This is a genomic window from Streptomyces sp. NPDC000941, assembly GCF_053599555.1.
In genome coordinates, this window is sequence record NZ_JBSFMM010000116.1 from 19,777 (window position 1) to 36,276 (window position 16,500).

Here is a 16,500-nt window from a genome sequence, read left to right on the forward strand (position 1 = left end):
GATCAGCCTTCCGTGATCGAGGATGAGCGGGGGCCGGAGTCGCGGGGGCCGGAGTCGAAACCGTCCGGGGGCGCACCGAGGTCTGGAGTCGCGAGCGCGTGGCTCAGCAGCGGGGGCGCGAGCAGTCCGCACGGCTCGGGCTCGGCGCGGAGCCCGGTTCCTGCGTAGTACCGGTTGGCCGCCGACGGTGCGACCCGGATGCGGAGTTCGTTCCCCCCGGGCCGCAGGACATCGGCGGGGATCGTGACGCGGTACGGCGCCCAGGCGCGCGCCCCCACCCGCACGCCGTTCACGGACACGATCACAGCTCCGGCGACAGCCGGGAGCGTCAGCTCCAGAGGGACCGGCGCGTCGAGCTCGATCTGCCGCACATAGTCGGCGGTGCCCGCGTACGCCGGAAGGCCCTGGCGCTCCCAGCCGTACGTCACCGCGATGTCGCGGCGGGTGCCCGCCTCCTCGTACGCGTCCTCGGCGACCTCCAGCAGCCAGCCGGAATCGAGTTCCTCGGGCGCCGACCACGCGGCCTCGGAGTCTTCCGTGGCGTCCGCCCGGCCGGAACCGGGTTCCGCGCCCCGGCACACCCGCAACAAACGCACTGCGTTCTGCTCCAGCCGCAGCACGACCGGACCCTCGGCTGCTTCGAGGGCGTCTGCTTCGAGGGTGCGCACGGTGCCGTCGGCGGCCTCCCACTCCTCGATACGCCAGGGCCCGTCGGGCAGCAGGAGCTCCACCGTGCCCTCGGTCTCGGCGAAGCATGCGAAGCGGAAGCCGTCGGCCGCGTCCGGGCCGCCGCGCCAGCGCACCGGCGAACCCGCGGGGACGCGCAGCGTCGGCTCGGTCTGCCCACGCTGCGCGACGAGCCCGCGCAGGACCGGCTCCTCGGGGACCGTGGCGAACACTTCCATGGCCGGGGAGAGGCCCGCCCAGTCCTCGACGGCGGTCTGTGGGCCCTCCTGGTAGACAGCGGGCGTCGCACCGCTCGCGAGCACCCGTACCCCCGATTCGGCCAGACGGCGAAGCCGACGCAGCGATGCGGCCGAGCGCAGCGTCGTCACCGCGGGGAGTACGAGCGCCCGGTACCGGTGGTCCCCGAAGCGCACCGCGCCTTCCTCCACAGTGGCGGCGTCGAGATCGCGTTCGTCCACGAGGTGGAAGCCCACCCGGGCCTCGGCGAGCGCGCGGGCCCATTCGCCCACCGCCGACGCCTGCTCGCCGAGCTGACCCGCGGTCCACACCGTACGCAACGGGTACAGGACCGCTACGTCGCTCTGCGGTGACACCGGCTCGAGGAACTCGCTCAGCCGCGCGCTCTCGAGCGCGAACCGCAGGTGATGATCGGCGAACCACGGCTCGAAATTGATGCCCGGGGGAAAGTCGAAGCGCGGATTCCGCAGCGACTCGTGATCGTCTCCATGGCCGTGGGTCTGATAGAAGCCGTGGAAGATCATCTGCCGCATGCCCTGCAGATGGTGGTTGATCGCCGTTGTGCGCAGCTCCTGCAGGGTCAGCCCCCAGTGGCCGGACCACGGGGTTCCGCCTTCGGGCGGAGTGAGGAAGTACTGCTCGACCATCGTCCCGCCGCGGCCGTGGTGGCGGGCGACGGAGTCGCCGAACACGGGGCTGAGCTGCACCAGGGCGTCCTGCGCGTCCACCGCGGTGAGGTCGCGGTAACCGTCCACGCCGAAGTGGTCGAGGCCGAAGTTCACGCGCAGGTCCCAGTTGGAGAACGCGGTGTCGAGCGCCCAGCCGCCGACGTGCCCGAGGACTTCATGGCCGGTCTGACGCAGGCCGTGGGCGTGACTCCAGGTGCGCAGCTTGCCGAGGAACGTCTCCATCGCGTAGCCGCTGAAGTGCTCGTAGAACTGGGCGCGAAGGCTCAGCCGCTCCGGGTCGTCCCCGTCGAGTACGGCGGCGAGCACGTGGGGGGTCTGCCCGCCCCAGCGCTCCCGGATCGAGGCGGCCAGGCTCTCGTGGAACGGCATCGCCGAACGCAGATCTCCTGTTCGCTCCGCCCAGTCGTAGTACACGGCGTGCGGCTGGTCGAAGAACATGTAGGCCACGGTGGAGCCGAAGAAATCGCCCAGGGCGTCGGCGAAGGGCTGGTAGCCGGCCTCGATGAAGCGATCGACCGCGACCGGGTCGACGGGGTTCACGAGCCGGGAGGTCGCGCAGCGCGCGGAGACGAACACGATCGCCTCCGCGCCGTCGGGCACGGGGTCGACGAGGCGGACACGACACCTGTCGGCGGTGCCGTCCACGCGGTCGACGAGGTCGGGCCGCTCGGCGGCCACGCCCTGTTGCCCTTCCACGATGAGCGCGTACTCGACCCGCCAGTCGGCCCAGGCGACGACGCCGCCCTCGTAGTGCCAGTCCATCGCGGCCGGGCCGAGGTTCTCCGTCGCGGAGCGGATCCCGCTGAGCGAGCCGTCGCTCGCGCCCGCGGGGATCCGCACCCAGAACAGGTGCCGTTCGCGCAGTTCGTCGTGTCCGGTCACGGCACGGCCCGCAGCGTGACCGGTCTGCCAGTTGTAGTCGTCATAGATGCCGACGATCATGCCGAGCTCGGCGGCCGTCTCGACGGCCGCCCGGCACGCGGCGAGGTAGTCGTCGTCCAGGTAACCCTCGATCGGGTACGACAGCCGCGCCTGCACCTGGAAGCTCCGGATCCCGGCGTCGTGCATCTGCCGCACCTGGGCGCGGATCGTGTCCTTGTCGGGCAGCCGATGCCAGAACCAGTAGGCGGCGGGCGCATGCCACGGGTCCGGGTTCCGGAATCGCTGCAGCGCGGTCTCATGTGCGGACGAGGCGGGCGAGGCGGGCAAGGCGGACAAGAGGGTCAGCTCCTCGAGCGGTCGGCTCCTCGAGTGGCGGCGAGACCCGCGTGGGCCTCGCCGCCACGGGGCGGTCAGCGTTCGGTGCGGTCAGCCGTATGCCTGACGGCCGCGTCGGGAGTCGGAGCGGCGTCTCCCGCGGTCGCGAGCGAGTAGTCGGGCTTGGGGTCCAGCCGGAGTCCGAACGTGAGGATCGCGTAGAGCGTGGCGCCGAGCGCCAAGGCGATGACGATGCCGAGCCCGCTCGACCCGAACACGCCGGTGCGGCCGCTCTCGGTGAGGAGGAATCCCGTGATCTTCCCGAAGTTCGGGTCGGAGCTCGTCACCAGGCCGAGGCCGACGACGGTTCCGGTGATCAGACTCAGAATCGCCGTCCAGCGCGCGTCGCGGCCGCCGTAGCCACGGGGGTTCGCCATATCGGTGTTCCAGCCCATGCGGCGCTGCCGGATGAAGTCGACGATCTGGATGCCGCCCATGGTGCCCATCATCACGGCGATGAGCGACAGGAACGACTGGAACGTCGCGAGGAACGAGGTGGAGATGAACAGCAGGTAGAAGGCGCCCGCCGCGATGATGACCGCGTTGATCGCGGTCGTCACGGAGCGGCGCAGCCGTACGCCGACCGCCATGAGCGCGAGGCCGGAGCTGTACATGCCGGTGATGGCGGCCGAAACGAGGGAGATGACGATGATGATGGAGAAGGGAACGAAGAACCACATCGGCAGGAGCTCGGTGAGCGCGCCGATCGGGTCGGACGCCGTGGCGGCACCGAGCTTCGAATCCCCGCCGACGAGAAGCGCGCCGACGGCGAGAAGGATGACGACCGGCAGGCTCAGCCCGGCGACCGTCCAGCTGATCACGCCGCGCGCCGGGGTATCGCGCGGGAGGTAACGGGCGAAGTCGCCGCCGTAGTTGAGGAAGCCGAGGCCGACGAGGGTCATCGCCATGATGATGCCGCCGATGAACACCAGCGGTCCGCCCGCAGGGGTGTCACCCAGGTGCGACCACTCGATCTCGGGCACCATGAATCCGAGGAACGCGACCGTCATGATGCCGGTCACCCACGAGATCCAGACCTCGACCTTCATGATGAACTCATGGCCGAGGACGGAGACCGTCATGGTCACGGCGAGCACGAGCACAAACCACAGCACGATCGTGAACGTGGCGCTCGACCCGTCCGTATCGGCGAAGACCGACGGCCACAGCTTCGCGAACAGGTTCGCACCGGTGGTCGAGGCAAGGGTGATAATCGTCACCTTCCAGCCCATATTGGACAGGTAGGCGAAGAACGCGGGGATCCTGTTGCCCTTGATGCCGAACGCGAAGCGCGTCTGGGCGAGGGTCGGCAGTCCCGTGCGGGGCCCGCCGACCGCGAGGATGCCGACGAGGGCGGACGAGGCGAGGTAGCCGATGGTTCCGGCGACGATCGTCTGCCAGACGTTCAGGCCGAGGCCGAAGACGAAGATGCCGTAACTGATGCCGAGGATCGAGATGTTCCAGGCAAACCACACAGCGAACAGGCCGCTGGGCTTTCCGCGCCGTTCGGCATCGGGAACGGGATTGACGCCGTTCGACTCGACGGTTGTGCCTCTACGACCTTGCTGAGCCTCATTGCTCATGGAAGGGCGCCTTTCGATGTATGGCGATGTGGGGAGGGGCGGGTGGTTGGAGCTTCGGGGAATTCGTGGGTTCGCGTTCGAAGAGCGCGTCGACCGCGTCCGGGGATGACGTGGCTCCGCATGCGGTGTGCGGCGTGCGCGGTGACGGCGATCGCGGTCGCGGCGGACGCGTGTGCGGGGACGTGTGTACGGCGGTGAGGCGGACCGCTAAGCGGTGGGGTGGACCGCTAAACCGTCGGTGAGAGGGCCGACGACAAGCGCCCGTCCGTCGCCCCCTGGGGCGTACGGCGGGCGGCCACACGGTACTCTCATCGTCGGGAAAACCATTTCCGAACCTAAGCACGCTGCTCCCTGCCGCGTCAACGGGTCGCCGGGACCGCCCTGATAGCATCGGCGGCCAGGAGCCAGGGGAGATCAAGATGGGCGCGCGCATCGGCTTGAAGGACGTGGCGTTGCGCGCGGGGGTGTCAGTGCCGACGGCGAGCCGTGTGCTCTCCGGTGTTCAGCGCAACGTCGATCCGGAGCTGGCGCTGCGGGTGCGGAACGCATGCGACGAACTGGGCTACCGGGTGAACGCGGCGGCGCGGGCGCTGCGGATTCAGTCGACGGATTCGTTGGCGCTTGTCGTTCCCGCGATCGCGAACGCGTACTTCGCGGAGCTGGTGTCGGCGTACTCGCGCCGCCTGGATCTTCAGGGCAAGCGGCTGGTGACGATCGACACGGGCGAGAGCCCGGAGACCGAGCAGCGCCAGCTCGGCGCCATGGATCGGGCGCTGGTGGACGCGGTACTCGTGGTGCCCGCGGCGTTCGAGCGGAGTGGCGCGGCGATCACGGAGTTCGCGCGGTCCAACCGTGTCGTGCAGGTCGACCGCCGCGCACGAGGCGTCGAAGCGCCGTCGGTACGGCTCGACAACGCGGCGGGGGTCCGCCTGCTCGTGGATCATCTGCGGGCGCGGGGCCGCCGCAGCATCCTGATGGTCGACGCCCAGGAGGACTCCTCGTCGAGCATCGAGCGCACAACCGCGTTCCGCGCGCTCGCCGGGCCGGACGACCGGGTGCTGGAAATGCCGAACTTCACCGTGGCGAGCGGCATCGACGCGGCGAAGCTCCTGCTCGCGAACCCCGGTGGCACAGATGCGATCATCTGCACCGCCGACACGGTCGCGCTCGGCCTGCTGACGGCGCTTCAGCACGCCGGTAAACGTGTGCCTGCCGAGTACGCGATCACGAGTTTCGACGGCACGTACATTTCCGACACCGCCGCGCCGGGACTCACCACCCTGGGCTCGACCGCCGAGCGCATGGTCGAGGCATCCCTCGCGCTCCTCGACGGCGGCAGCGGTGATGTCGTCCTGAAACCCGAGCTCGTGGTCCGCGGTTCCAGCGGCTGACTGCGAATCCAGGATCGCCGGCCGACCAACGGGTCGGACCGGTCAGATAGTGAAGAGCGTGAATTTCGCGTTCCAGAGGCCCAATGGGTCTTCTTCCCCGAAATTTACGCCGGTTCTCTTGAATAGCGCATGCATCGCCCACGACTCTCCGTCATCGTCAGGCGTCAGCTCCGGAACCGCGTCGCTGCCGGTCGCTTCCAACACCTGCTGACCGTCGCGGTAGTGCAGTGCGATCGGCTTGTCGGCGATCCGTACAAGATGCAGGTCTGTCGACGTTGATGCCTCGTCCAGGTAGTCGTAGTTCCCCGACAGCCTGCAGCCCGCATCGATGACGACCACCCAGTCGCCGACCTTCGCTGCGCACAGATGCGGTACCCGCCTGCCTGACGTCGCTTCCTCGAAAGACATCGTGGTGCTCGTCTCGATGAAAACGTCCGGCACCGCTTCGTACAGCTCGTCCTGCCGGACGGCAACCACCTCTATATTCCAGCCCATTGACGCACCCTAGCAATGGCCGTCATGCGCCTGTTCGTCGCACGGCGGCCATCGCTGTGACGTACCGCTTACGCTTCGGCGGATGTCCGGGGAAGGGGACTGTGCACCTTGTGGCGGACGAACAGCGCCGCAGGCACGGCCATGACGATCAGTACGACTCCGCCTATGACGTTGCCCAAATGCACGGCGTCGGTGAACGCCCTCGGTACCGCCGTTCCCACCACACGAGCGAGCGATGCGGGGAGGTCTGTCGCGCCGCCGCCGTGTGACGCCCCCTCCACGATCTTGTCCGCCTGCGGTGAGGGGACGCCTGCCTCGGTGAGACGGTCATGCAGGTTCCGGGGGAAGCGACTGGTGACGACAGTTCCGAGGACGCTGGGGCCGAGCACCGTTCCCAACTGCCGAGCCATGTTCACCGCTGCTGCCGCCATGCCCTCCTGCTCCGGCGGGACACTGTTGACCGCCGCAGCTGTCGAAGGCGCCGTCAGCAGGCCCGCTCCGATGCCCGCCACGAGCAGCCCGGGCCACATCGCCCCGTATCCTCCCGAGGCATCGGTCGCGAGCAGCGCGAGAGACCCCGCTCCGATGAGGACCAGGCCCGCGGTGATCAAGGGTGTCAAGCCGACCCGGTGCACAAGCACCCGGGCGGCCACTACTGTGACCAGGAGGAACGTTCCGAACAGCGGCAGCAGGCGCACGCCGACGTCGAGGGGACTGGTCTGTCCCACACGTTCCATGTAGAGCACGCTGAGCAGGGCGACACCGACCAGTCCGAAAACGCTGACAGCGGCCACTCCCATGACGGCCGAGAAGGAAGCGTTCCGAAAGAGCCTCAGGTCCAGCATGGGGTCGGGGTGACGGAGTTCTACGCGTACGAACGTGAACAGAGATACGGCGAAGATCACGTACATGGTGATGATCGGCGCCTTGGCGTATCCGGTGGCGCCACCCTGAATGATCGCGTACGTGGCCGAGGCCGTCATCACTGTGCCCAGGACAAGGCCCGCAAGATCGGGCTTGCGCGTGGGGTGCCGGGACTCGGCCACGAAGACCGGGGCCAGGAGGAGGGCCGTGCCGGCGATGACGATGTTGGCGATGTAGACGGTGTGCCAGGAGAAATGTTCGAGCAGGGCTCCGGCGAGGATCGGGCCGATGGCCAGGCCCACGCCGGAGCACGCGGCCCAGATGCCGATCGCGGTGGTGCGCTCGTGCGGGTCGGTGAAGGTGGCACTGACAATCGCCAGGCTCGTCGGCAACACGGCTGAGCCGCCGAGGCCCGCGATCGCCTGTGCGGTGATGAGCATGCCGGCGCTGTCGGCGAAAACGGCGACGAGGCTGCCGGCCAGGAAGACGGCGGCACCCAGGCTGAACACGCGTCGTCGCCCCACGAGATCGCCGAAGGTTCCGGCGGACATCACGAAGCTCACGACGGCAAGGCTGTACGCGCTGGTGATCCATACCAGCGTGCTCGCAGTGACGTGCAGATCACTTTGTATTTCGCCCAGGGCCGAGATGGTGGAGGTGACGTCGACGAAGGCCATCATGACGCCGAGACAAACCACCAGAAGGCCAAGCCAGCGGCCCCGCCCGCCGCCGGGGCCCGCGGCGCGGGAAGCCTGAGCCGGAACGGACGCCGTCATCGGACCGCCACCTCCTTTTTCGGCGATACGCCCAGCGACACCACAGCCGCGGCGGCTATGAGCCCCATCGCGACAAGCCATGCGTGCCGGTAGGTCTCGAGAGATGCTCCACCGGAGGCGGTGCCGAGCATGGCGACCAGGATGCTGATGCCGACGACCGAACCGATCTGCATTGCCATCGTCACGATGGCGCTGCCAGTAGCCGCCTGCTCGGGGTGTAGGCCGACCGTCGCGGAGGAGACGACGGTCGGAAGCGCCAGCCCGGTGCCGGCCCCGAAGATCAGCCAGCTCGGGAGGACTCCGGACGCGTAGTTCGGGTCGTTGTGCAGCAGTACGACGAAGAGCAGGATGCCGACAGCGGCGATGGCGCTGCCGACCGCGGCGATGAAGCCGGCCGGAACCCGGAATCGGCGTTGGAGCGCTTCACCGAGAGTGGCAGCCAGTGCGAAGGCCACGGGGCCGGGAAGGCTGGCGCATCCGGTCTTGATGGCGGAGTAGTGCCAGTGGCTCTGCAGCCAGAGGATCGTCGACAGCAGGAAGCCGGCGAACGAGGCCAGTTGCAGGGTGGCGGCGAGGTTCGCCGAGGCGAAGATCCGGTCACGGAAGAGTGAGAGGTCCACCACGGGTGCCTGGTGACGTGACGAGCGGAGCAGGAACACCACCACCCCGACCACGGCCACGACCAGAGACGACACGACGCGGGTGTCCGACCAGCCCCAGTCGGGTGCCTTGACCACGCCGAGAGACAGTCCGCCGACCACGATGATCAGCAGGACACCGCCGAGCAGGTCGGGGATGCGGGCGTCTTGTTCGTGCTTGACGTTGGTCACGAGTCGGGCGGCCAGCGCGATCGCGAGCAGTCCGATCGGAATGTTCACCAGGAACAGCCACCGCCAGGAGACCTGGACCAGCAGTCCGCCGAAAATCGGCCCGCACACCCCGGACAGCGAACCTGCGGTGAACCAGATCTTGACATACCGCTCCACCTTGTCCGGGGGAGCACTCGTCAACACCAGGCCCAGGCTGGCCGGGGTCAGCAGGGCGGCGCCCACCGCCTGAACGGCACGGAAGACGATCAGCACCCATACGTCGCCGGACAGCCCCGCTCCCAGGCTCGCCGCCACGAAGACGGCCATGCCGAGAAGGAAGCCGGCCTTCCGCCCGAAGCGGTCGGCAAGCCGCCCCGCGGGGACGAGAAGGGCGGCATAGACGATCGCGTAGCCATTGAGCACCCAGCTCAGATCCGACAGGGACGTCGAGCCGACGCCCTGCCCGATGTCCGGCAGGCCGACGTTGGTGATCCATACGTCGAGTTGGCCAAGGAAACTCGCCATGGCCAGCACGGTGAGGATGAGCGCCGGACGGGCGTTCGGGGAGCCTCCGCCTCCCTTCTGTGTTCGTGGAGGGGCCAGCTGATCTTGCGAAGACATGCGTCTCATCCGTTCTGCGGGGTTCGCGGGATGCCGTGAGTGACGGACACCAGAGTTCTGGACCGTTCTGTCAGGAACCGTAGGAACTTCTGGAACGGGTTGTCAAGAATGCTCGTGCGGGGCCTGTAGGCTGGCCCTCATGGGGCGCCCACCAGGATTCGACAAGGACGAGGTCGTACAGGCCGTCGAGCGACAGTTCCGCCGTACCGGATACGCCGGTACCAGCGTTGACGACATCGCCAAGGCCGGCAGGCTGGGCCGCGGCAGCCTCTACGCCGCCTTCGGCGACAAGAGCAAGCTGTACCTGCGGACGCTGGAGGCGTACTGCGACCGCAATGAGGCCGCCTGGGCGGCCGTGCTCGATGGCCCCGACGACACCGCGCTGGAACGGCTGCACGTATATCTCATGAGGTCGGCGCGGTTTGTGCATGATGACCCCGACGGGCTCGGCTGCATGGTGACCGGCTTCGTCGTCGAGGGGGTCGACCACGATCCGCAGGCCGGTGCACGCGTCAGGCAGGCCCTCATGAGAATCGAGGGTTCACTGACCGGGTGCGTTCGGGCCGCGCAGCGATATGGCGACCTCGATCCCGAGGTGGTCGCCCCCGGAATCAGCCAACTGCTCATGGCGATCAACCGGGGCATGGAAGTAATGGCCAAGGCGGGGTTCGACGCGGTCGCGCTGGAGCGCGTTGCCGATCAGGCATTCGAGGGACTCCCGCTTACGGCGCGGGCCCGGTCTCAGCGGGCGCCCCGCCCGGTCGTCGCCGACGCTTCCTGAGCACTCACCTGCCGGCGGCGGTTGCGCGATCAGGTCTGCGTCTGTTCCGCCTTGTGGCGGAACAGGGTCCGGTATTCCTGGGGCGAGGTGCCGAGGTGCCGGTGGAAGGCGGCCCGCAGGGAAGCGGGCGCACCGAGGCCGGTGAGGCGGCCGACTTGTTCGACGGGCACGGCGCTCGCCTCCAGCAGTTCGCGTGCTCGGTCGATGCGTGCGTCGGTCAGCCAGGCCATCGGCGTAGTGCCGGTCTCCTCGCGGAAGCGGCGGATGAAGGTGCGCCGGGACATATGGGCTTGTTCCGCGAGGTCGTCGACGGTGACGGGGTCCGCGAGGTTGTCGAGCATCCACGCCCGCAGGGGAGCGAGCTCGTCTCCGCTGGCTTCGGGGCGGAGCTGTTCGATGAACTGTGCCTGGCCTCCCTGTCGCCGTGGCGGCGCGACGAGATCGCGTGCGTGTGTGTTCGCTGCCGCGGCGCCCAGGTCGGTGCGGATCAGGTGCAGGCACAGATCGATTCCCGCCGTCACACCGGCGGATGTGAGGATGTCGCCGTCGTCCACGTAGAGCTGGTTGGGCAGGACATTGACGCGCGGGTAGCGCCGTCGCAGCTGCTCGGCCTGCCGCCAGTGCGTGGTGGCGGGGCGTCCGTCGAGCAGTCCGGCCGCGGCGAGGGCGAAGGCTCCGGTGCAGATGGAGACGAGCCGGGCGCCTCGGGTGTGAGCTGCCCGCAGCGCCGTCAGGAATCTGGGTGACGGGGTCGCGTCGATGTCGTCGTAACCCGGGATGATCACGGTGTCGGCGTCGTCCAGCGCTTCAAGGCCGGCCGCGACGGTGATCGCGAAGCCGGACCCGGGCACGGGTCCGGGCCCGCTTTCGGCGCACACGGTCAGCTCGTAGTGCGGGTCCGTTGAGAAGATCTGCGTCGCGGTGCCGAATTCGAGCGCGAAGACACCGGGCAGCACGAGCACCGCAACGTGATGTCTTGTGGCCATAGTGGCACGACTGTAGCGCTGGTTGGCATCCGTGCCACTTTTTGCGCGAGGTCTGCCCTCGTAGCGTCAAATCATGACCAATCCCCCTCCCACCCTCCTGAACGGGCTGCACGGCGACGTACTCGCCCTGCCTTCCGGGCCACTGGTCGAGGCGAGCTTCGCCGCGGCACGGGCCGCGGTGCATCCGTCCGTGCTGAACCACTGCATCCGCGGCTTCTACTGGGCCCGCCTGTTCGCCGCCCACCGGGGAGTTCTCAACGACGCGGACTACGACGAGGAACTCCTTTTCGCGGCCAACGTGATGCACGACCTGGGAACCGGCCCGGACGCACCGGGCCGGCTCCGGTTCGAGATGGAGGGCGCCGATCTTGCCGCCGCCGTGCTGACCGGTCTCGGCGCCCCGGCCGGGGATGTCGACAAGGTCTGGGAGGCCATCGCTCTGCACACCACTCCGCAGATCCCCGAACGAATGGGGCTGCTGACCTACCTGACCTACGAAGGCATCTGGATCGACTTCGGCAAGAATGCCGACCTCGTGGCCGAGGAGCAGAGTCGGATCCATGCCGCGTATCCGCGGCGTGCGATGGTCCGCCATCTGGCCGACGAAGTCCTTGCCCACGGTGCCCGCTCCGAGACGGCCGCGCCTCCCTACACGATGGCCTACCACCTTGCGCGGGAGCGGGCAGCGGACGGCGTCAGCACCATGGAGCGCGGCGTGGTCAACGGTCCGTGGGGGGAGTAGGCGAGAAGCCCTCGTGGACCTCCGCCGGAAGGCCGCGGAGGCGGTGCCACGTATTCATTCCGTGCCACGTACCCATTCCCTGTGCGAAACGTTCCTGGCTTGCCGAGAAAGCCGGGGAGTCAACCGCGAGAACCGGAGTCAAGCAGTGTCGGATTTTGCAGCGTTCACATTCCAAGGACAGCCGGGTTACAACGAAGCAGCGGCTCGGGAGATCATCGCCAGTGTGATTCCCGTCAGGACGATCGCCATGTACTGCTTCGACCCCCGGGCGGCCGGGGCCGCGCAGGCGGTGGCCGATTACTTCGGCGACGAGGTCTACCCCGGCGAACTTCTCCTCGACGAGACCGGCAGGAAGATGGGCTCCACGGCGACGGTGTTCCCCCTGATTGTCGGGGGTGGGCGCGCGGCGGACGCTCTTCGCTCGATCACGGTCTCCCAGCACCTCTTCGGAATCGAGCGGGTTGTTGTCGTACACCACTCCTTCTGCGGTGCCACCTCCTTCACGGCGGAGGGAATCACCGCCGCGTGGAAACACGAGCAGCGCACCGACATCTCGTCGTTGTACGACTGGGACGGCATCTCCATCGCCGACTTCGAGAAGTCGCTCAGCTACGACGTGAGCCTGATCCGCAACAGCCCGGGCACGCCGAAGCACATCGAGATTTACGGCCTTTTCTACGACATCGATTCCGGCGAGCTGACCGAGGTCGTTCGCGACGTTCCCACCGAGGTCGCGTCGTAGGCGGAGCTTGAGGGTCCGCACTCCGCAGTGCGGTCAGCGCGCTGCGGCGAACGACTCGATATAGGCCAGGGCCCCGTACAGCGCGTCACGCAGGGGTGTGGACTCGCCGGCCGCCTGGTCCAGTAGTGCTCCGCCCTGGAATGCGGCGGCGAGCAGGTGGGCGAGTGCGGCCGGGTCGGCCTCCGGCCGCAGTTCGCCGCGCTCGCGCATGTTGCTCAGGCCGTGCTTGAACAGCTCCTGCCACCGGTCGAAGCCGTCGGCCACCGCGTCCCGGTGGGCGGGCTCGGCCTTGACGACCTCGGCGGCCAGGGAGCCGAATGTGCATCCGCCGCGCAGCATGTCCTGCGAGGCGATGTACGAGTCGGCCCACCGGCGCAGGGCGGCGAAGCTATCCAGCTCGCCCAGCTCGGGTGCCTGGTGGCGGGCGACGATGCGGTCGGCCTGCCAGGCGAGCACCGCGCGCACCAGGGACTCCTTGGTGGGGAAGTGGCGCGTCAGCTGCGAGCCGCTGACCCCGGCGGCCTCGCGGATCTGCTCGTTGTTGGTGTTCTGCGCGCCGTGTTCGTAGATCAGCTCCGCCGCCGCCCCGACGATGCGTTCGCGTGTGGCCAGGCCCTTGGCGGTCAGTTTCTGACCCGGCACTTCGCTAGTGGTGGTCATGGTGGCAATCGTACCGCAAAAAAGGGCTTGACAGCCCATTCCTATGGGTGTCTCCTGGAGGTGGACCAGAAAGGGGCTGTCAAGCCCATTCCCTTGAGGGGCGGACGGGATGTCCACACAGGGCCGCGGCCACAGCCGCCCCGCTGGACGGGCATCGCACCGCCTCTCACCCATCTCGTGCGACACCCGCTCGAAGGACCGACGCTGGAGTTGCCGCCACTTCCCTCCCGATAACCCCTTCCCTCTCAAGAACCACCCCCCTCTCAAGAAACGGGCATCGCCATCATGGAACGCAACCTCCTCGTGATCGGGGCCACCGGCAAGACCGGCGGTCACACCACCGAACTCCTGCTCCAGCGCGGGCACCGCGTCCGCGCGTTCGTCCGCGGCCTCGACAGGCGCGCCGAGCGGCTCGCCGCCCTCGGGGCGGACCTCGCCGAAGGCGACGTCCTGGACCTCGACTCCCTGGCACGGGCGACCGAGGGGATCGACGCCCTGTACTTCGCCTATCCGATCCGTCCCGGGCTGATGGACGCCACCGCGAACGTGGCCCAGGCGGCGGAGGAGAACGGGGTCCAGGCGATCGTGAACATGTCGCAGGTCTCCGCCCGCCGCCACACCGCCAGCAACGCGGCCCGCCAGCACTGGGTCGCCGAGCGCGTCCTGGACCACTCCCCGGTCGCCGTCACCCACATCCGCCCGACCTTCTTCGCCCAGTGGCTGATCGACACCTGGGCCGACGGAACCGGCGAACTACGCCTGCCGTTCGCCGACGGACGCCACGCCCCCATCGCGGAAAGCGACCAGGCCAAGGTGATCGCGGCCATCCTGGAAGACCCCGCCCCGCACGCCGGCCAGATCTACCCGCTGTACGGAGCCGAGGAGCTGAACCACTACGAGATCGCCGAGAAGATGTCGCGGGCGCTGGACCGTGAAGTCACCTACGTTCCCATCGAACTCGACGAATTCGCCGCCATCCTGCGCGGGCGCGGCGCGCCGGACCATCTGATCCAGCACTTGCTCGCCGTGGCCGTCGACTACCGCAACGGTGTCTTCGCCGGCACCAACGACCTGGTGAAGACGATCGGCGGCAGCGACCCCCTCGACGTCGAGGGCTTCATCGCCCAGAACCGCGCGGCCTTCGACCTGCACACTGCCTGAACTCTTCCGCACCGACTTCCTCCACGCCCAGCCCGGCGACCCGATCACGACTAGGACAACGCCGCTGAACGCCCGCCAGATCAGCCGAGTACAGGGCTGCCAGCCGCTGTTGTCAGTGACCGGATCTACTGTGAGTCCCATCTCGCCCGTGTCGGGGGCGGGTTCATCACAGGAGCGGAGGAAGGGGCGGCCGTGCGGGAGAAGGAACGCGAGGGGTACGCGCTTGGAGGCGCCGGACACACGCCGGACGCCGGGGGCACCGGAAATACCGAAGACGCTGCGTCGGCCCCCGACGAGGACTCCTTCACGCTGCCCGCCGCCTGGCGGGTGCACTTCCGCCCGCGCTGGGGCGGCATCCCCCGGTACTCGCACGCCCCCCACGAGTCGGCTCTCGACTCCTGGGACAGGCGGCTCGCGGCGGCGAAGGAGGAGTGGACCGGCACGGTCCTCGGCGGGGCCGCCGTCCCGGGCATCGCCTCCGAGCTGGCGGCCGCCGCACGCCGCTATCTGGAGGGGGCGGCGGATCCGGTCGGCGCCGCGGTCCTGGCGGTGGTCACCGACCGCGGGAAGTTGCTGTACGACCACGTCGCCGACGCCTGGTGGCTGCGGCACGGGCGGGTCTTCGCGGCCCGTGCCACGGTGGAGCTGTTCGGGCTCGACCACGAGGCCGACCAGGGCCGGACCACCAGGCTGGCCGTCCTGCCCGAGGGCGGCTCGCCGCAGCGGCTGTGGTTGCGCCGGGGCGCCGCCGACCGGGTGCGGACGCTGCTGTCGACGGCTGGTGAGGGCGAGTACCGCGAGGTGGTGGCGGCTCTGGCCGCGCGCCGCGGCGGTGCGCGGCGCCGCATTGTGGTGTCGTATCTGGTCCCGGGCGAGACCGGCTGGGTCGCGGAGTGCTGCGCCGACCCGGGGGAGAGCGGCCGGGAGGACCGTGTCGTACGCGCCATGCTGTTCGAGTCGCTGAACGACGAGGAGCAGCTGCGGGCCCTGCTGCGGGCGGGCGGCGTGTCCGCGTACGACGGCAGGCTCTCCACCGCGGCCACCGTCGCCGAGGGCGTCGGCCCGGCCGTCGCCGCGCTGATCGCGGAGATCTGGCGGTACCGTACGCCCTCCTACGGGGCATCGGCGGAAGAACAGGCGGGCATCCTGGCGGAGCTGCCGACGGACGAGGCGTTCGAGCTGCTGATGGCTCACGCGGACGACAAACAGGTGCGTCCGGCGCTGTTGGAGGCGGTGCGCCGGTATCCGGTGCGCGCGGCCCGCCTGCTGGCCGGCCGGGCGGCGCCCGCCCCGGGCCGTAACTCCTTCCTGCTGGGCCAGTTGCTGACCGCGCATGTCGCCACGCACGGTGAGCTGCTGGAGTCGCGGCTCGCACAGTTCCCGCCCAAGGCCGCCGAGATGGTGCGGGAGCTGCTGCACCCGGCCGCGGCCGACGCCCCCGCCGATGCGCTGCCCGGGCTGCTGGTGAGCCCGCCGTGGACAGGCAGGCGGACGGCGCCGGTGCCGGGAACCGTCAAGGGGCTCGTCGCCGGGGAGGAGACCCGCATGCTGTGGCAGCCCGGTGAGCGCGAGGCATGGGCTGCCGCCGTCGAGGAGCCCAGGCGGCGGGTACGACGCCGGCGACACGAGCCGTATCCCGACGTCCGAACCCTGCGGGAGCAGTTCACGGACCTCGACAACTACCATCTGGCCGCCCTGTTCGCCGACGGCCCGGACACGTACCGCCCGCTGCTGGCGCAGTGGACTCCCGAGCACATGTGGGAGCTCGTCAAGGAACTGAAGCCGGTGGCCGCCCGATGGCAGGAGGACGCGCTGCCGCCGCTGCTGCACGCCGCGGCGCGGCAGCCCGCTGTGGCCGGCGGGCTGCTCCTGCCCTATCGGCAGCTGGAGGTCGCGCGGCTGATGGCTGACTGGTTCGTGCGGCTGAAGTCCGTCGCGGCCACGACCCGCGCCTGGTTCGCCCGGCACGGCGCGGACGCCGCCGTGCTGCTGGTGCCCGACGCCGCCGGTCCGGCGGGC

At 69.1% G+C, this 16,500-nt stretch carries 12 protein-coding genes and 1 pseudogene; 6 read left to right on the forward strand and 7 right to left on the reverse strand.

The genetic code is table 11. From position 1 onward, the window contains the following. Positions 1 to 2: 2 nt before the first annotated feature. Both ACWDSL_RS31305 and ACWDSL_RS31310 read right to left on the reverse strand, forming a co-directional pair. Positions 3 to 2,831 carry a hypothetical protein gene (locus ACWDSL_RS31305; protein WP_450491152.1) on the reverse strand — a complete coding sequence of 943 codons (2,829 nt, stop codon included), beginning with the start codon at positions 2,829 to 2,831 and terminating at the stop codon, positions 3 to 5. 74 nt (positions 2,832 to 2,905) lie between these two features. Continuing rightward, entirely contained in the window at positions 2,906 to 4,453 is a 1,548-nt protein-coding gene (locus ACWDSL_RS31310) for a purine-cytosine permease family protein (RefSeq protein WP_450491154.1), read from the reverse strand. Positions 4,454 to 4,872: 419 nt separating this feature from the next. On the opposite strand from ACWDSL_RS31310, the gene ACWDSL_RS31315 reads away from it, so the two are divergent. Continuing rightward, entirely contained in the window at positions 4,873 to 5,844 is a 972-nt protein-coding gene (locus ACWDSL_RS31315) for a LacI family DNA-binding transcriptional regulator (RefSeq protein WP_450491156.1), read from the forward strand. A 42-nt stretch (positions 5,845 to 5,886) separates the two neighbouring features. Here ACWDSL_RS31315 and ACWDSL_RS31320 read toward each other — a convergent pair whose 3' ends face one another. From ACWDSL_RS31320 to ACWDSL_RS31330, 3 genes are all read right to left on the reverse strand, one after another. Further along, positions 5,887 to 6,339: a hypothetical protein gene (locus tag ACWDSL_RS31320; RefSeq protein ID WP_450491158.1), complete on the reverse strand. Its 453-nt coding sequence runs from the start codon at positions 6,337 to 6,339 to the stop codon at positions 5,887 to 5,889. 68 nt (positions 6,340 to 6,407) lie between these two features. After that, positions 6,408 to 7,979, reverse strand: coding sequence for an MFS transporter (locus ACWDSL_RS31325; RefSeq protein WP_450491160.1), 1,572 nt, complete (start codon positions 7,977 to 7,979; stop codon positions 6,408 to 6,410). Next, positions 7,976 to 9,313 carry an MFS transporter gene (locus ACWDSL_RS31330; protein WP_450491162.1) on the reverse strand — a complete coding sequence of 446 codons (1,338 nt, stop codon included), beginning with the start codon at positions 9,311 to 9,313 and terminating at the stop codon, positions 7,976 to 7,978. Before ACWDSL_RS31330 ends, ACWDSL_RS31325 begins: the two co-directional genes overlap by 4 nt. A 235-nt stretch (positions 9,314 to 9,548) precedes the next feature. Here ACWDSL_RS31330 and ACWDSL_RS31335 point away from each other — a divergent pair, with 235 nt between their 5' ends. Beyond that, a complete protein-coding gene (locus ACWDSL_RS31335) occupies positions 9,549 to 10,190 on the forward strand; it encodes a TetR/AcrR family transcriptional regulator (protein ID WP_450491164.1) in 642 nt (213 codons plus the stop codon). 29 nt (positions 10,191 to 10,219) lie between these two features. Here the strand turns inward: ACWDSL_RS31335 and ACWDSL_RS31340 are convergent, their stop codons facing one another. Further along, a complete protein-coding gene (locus ACWDSL_RS31340; RefSeq protein WP_450491166.1) occupies positions 10,220 to 11,176 on the reverse strand; it encodes a GlxA family transcriptional regulator in 957 nt (318 codons plus the stop codon). A 73-nt stretch (positions 11,177 to 11,249) separates the two neighbouring features. Here ACWDSL_RS31340 and ACWDSL_RS31345 point away from each other — a divergent pair, with 73 nt between their 5' ends. Both ACWDSL_RS31345 and ACWDSL_RS31350 read left to right on the forward strand, forming a co-directional pair. Further along, positions 11,250 to 11,918, forward strand: a complete 669-nt coding sequence (locus ACWDSL_RS31345) for an HD domain-containing protein (protein ID WP_450491168.1) — start codon at positions 11,250 to 11,252, stop codon at positions 11,916 to 11,918. Positions 11,919 to 11,931: 13 nt separating this feature from the next. After that, entirely contained in the window at positions 11,932 to 12,660 is a 729-nt protein-coding gene (locus tag ACWDSL_RS31350; RefSeq protein WP_450491170.1) for a carbonic anhydrase, read from the forward strand. Between the two features lie 33 nt (positions 12,661 to 12,693). Here ACWDSL_RS31350 and ACWDSL_RS31355 read toward each other — a convergent pair whose 3' ends face one another. Next, positions 12,694 to 13,320, reverse strand: a complete 627-nt coding sequence (locus ACWDSL_RS31355) for a TetR/AcrR family transcriptional regulator (protein ID WP_450491172.1) — start codon at positions 13,318 to 13,320, stop codon at positions 12,694 to 12,696. Positions 13,321 to 13,605: 285 nt separating this feature from the next. Between ACWDSL_RS31355 and ACWDSL_RS31360 the strand changes: the two genes are divergently transcribed. Together ACWDSL_RS31360 and ACWDSL_RS31365 are read left to right on the forward strand one after the other, a co-directional pair. Next, positions 13,606 to 14,481 carry an NmrA family NAD(P)-binding protein gene (locus tag ACWDSL_RS31360; protein ID WP_450491174.1) on the forward strand — a complete coding sequence of 292 codons (876 nt, stop codon included), beginning with the start codon at positions 13,606 to 13,608 and terminating at the stop codon, positions 14,479 to 14,481. A 192-nt stretch (positions 14,482 to 14,673) separates the two neighbouring features. Then, positions 14,674 to 16,500, forward strand: a pseudogene (locus ACWDSL_RS31365) (DUF4132 domain-containing protein); the annotation flags it as partial.

What these genes read in the sequence shown, in the direction of transcription:
- ACWDSL_RS31330 (WP_450491162.1), bottom strand. Translation starts at nt 9,313, where the DNA reads ATGGCGAGTTTCCTTGGCCAACTCGACGTATGGATCACCAACGTCGGC.
- ACWDSL_RS31310 (WP_450491154.1), bottom strand. Translation starts at nt 4,453, where the DNA reads ATGAGCAATGAGGCTCAGCAAGGTCGTAGAGGCACAACCGTCGAGTCG.
- ACWDSL_RS31335 (WP_450491164.1), top strand. Translation starts at nt 9,549, where the DNA reads ATGGGGCGCCCACCAGGATTCGACAAGGACGAGGTCGTACAGGCCGTC.
- ACWDSL_RS31360 (WP_450491174.1), top strand. Translation starts at nt 13,606, where the DNA reads ATGGAACGCAACCTCCTCGTGATCGGGGCCACCGGCAAGACCGGCGGT.
- ACWDSL_RS31345 (WP_450491168.1), top strand. Translation starts at nt 11,250, where the DNA reads ATGACCAATCCCCCTCCCACCCTCCTGAACGGGCTGCACGGCGACGTA.
- ACWDSL_RS31355 (WP_450491172.1), bottom strand. Translation starts at nt 13,320, where the DNA reads ATGACCACCACTAGCGAAGTGCCGGGTCAGAAACTGACCGCCAAGGGC.
- ACWDSL_RS31340 (WP_450491166.1), bottom strand. Translation starts at nt 11,176, where the DNA reads ATGGCCACAAGACATCACGTTGCGGTGCTCGTGCTGCCCGGTGTCTTC.
- ACWDSL_RS31320 (WP_450491158.1), bottom strand. Translation starts at nt 6,339, where the DNA reads ATGGGCTGGAATATAGAGGTGGTTGCCGTCCGGCAGGACGAGCTGTAC.
- ACWDSL_RS31325 (WP_450491160.1), bottom strand. Translation starts at nt 7,979, where the DNA reads ATGACGGCGTCCGTTCCGGCTCAGGCTTCCCGCGCCGCGGGCCCCGGC.
- ACWDSL_RS31315 (WP_450491156.1), top strand. Translation starts at nt 4,873, where the DNA reads ATGGGCGCGCGCATCGGCTTGAAGGACGTGGCGTTGCGCGCGGGGGTG.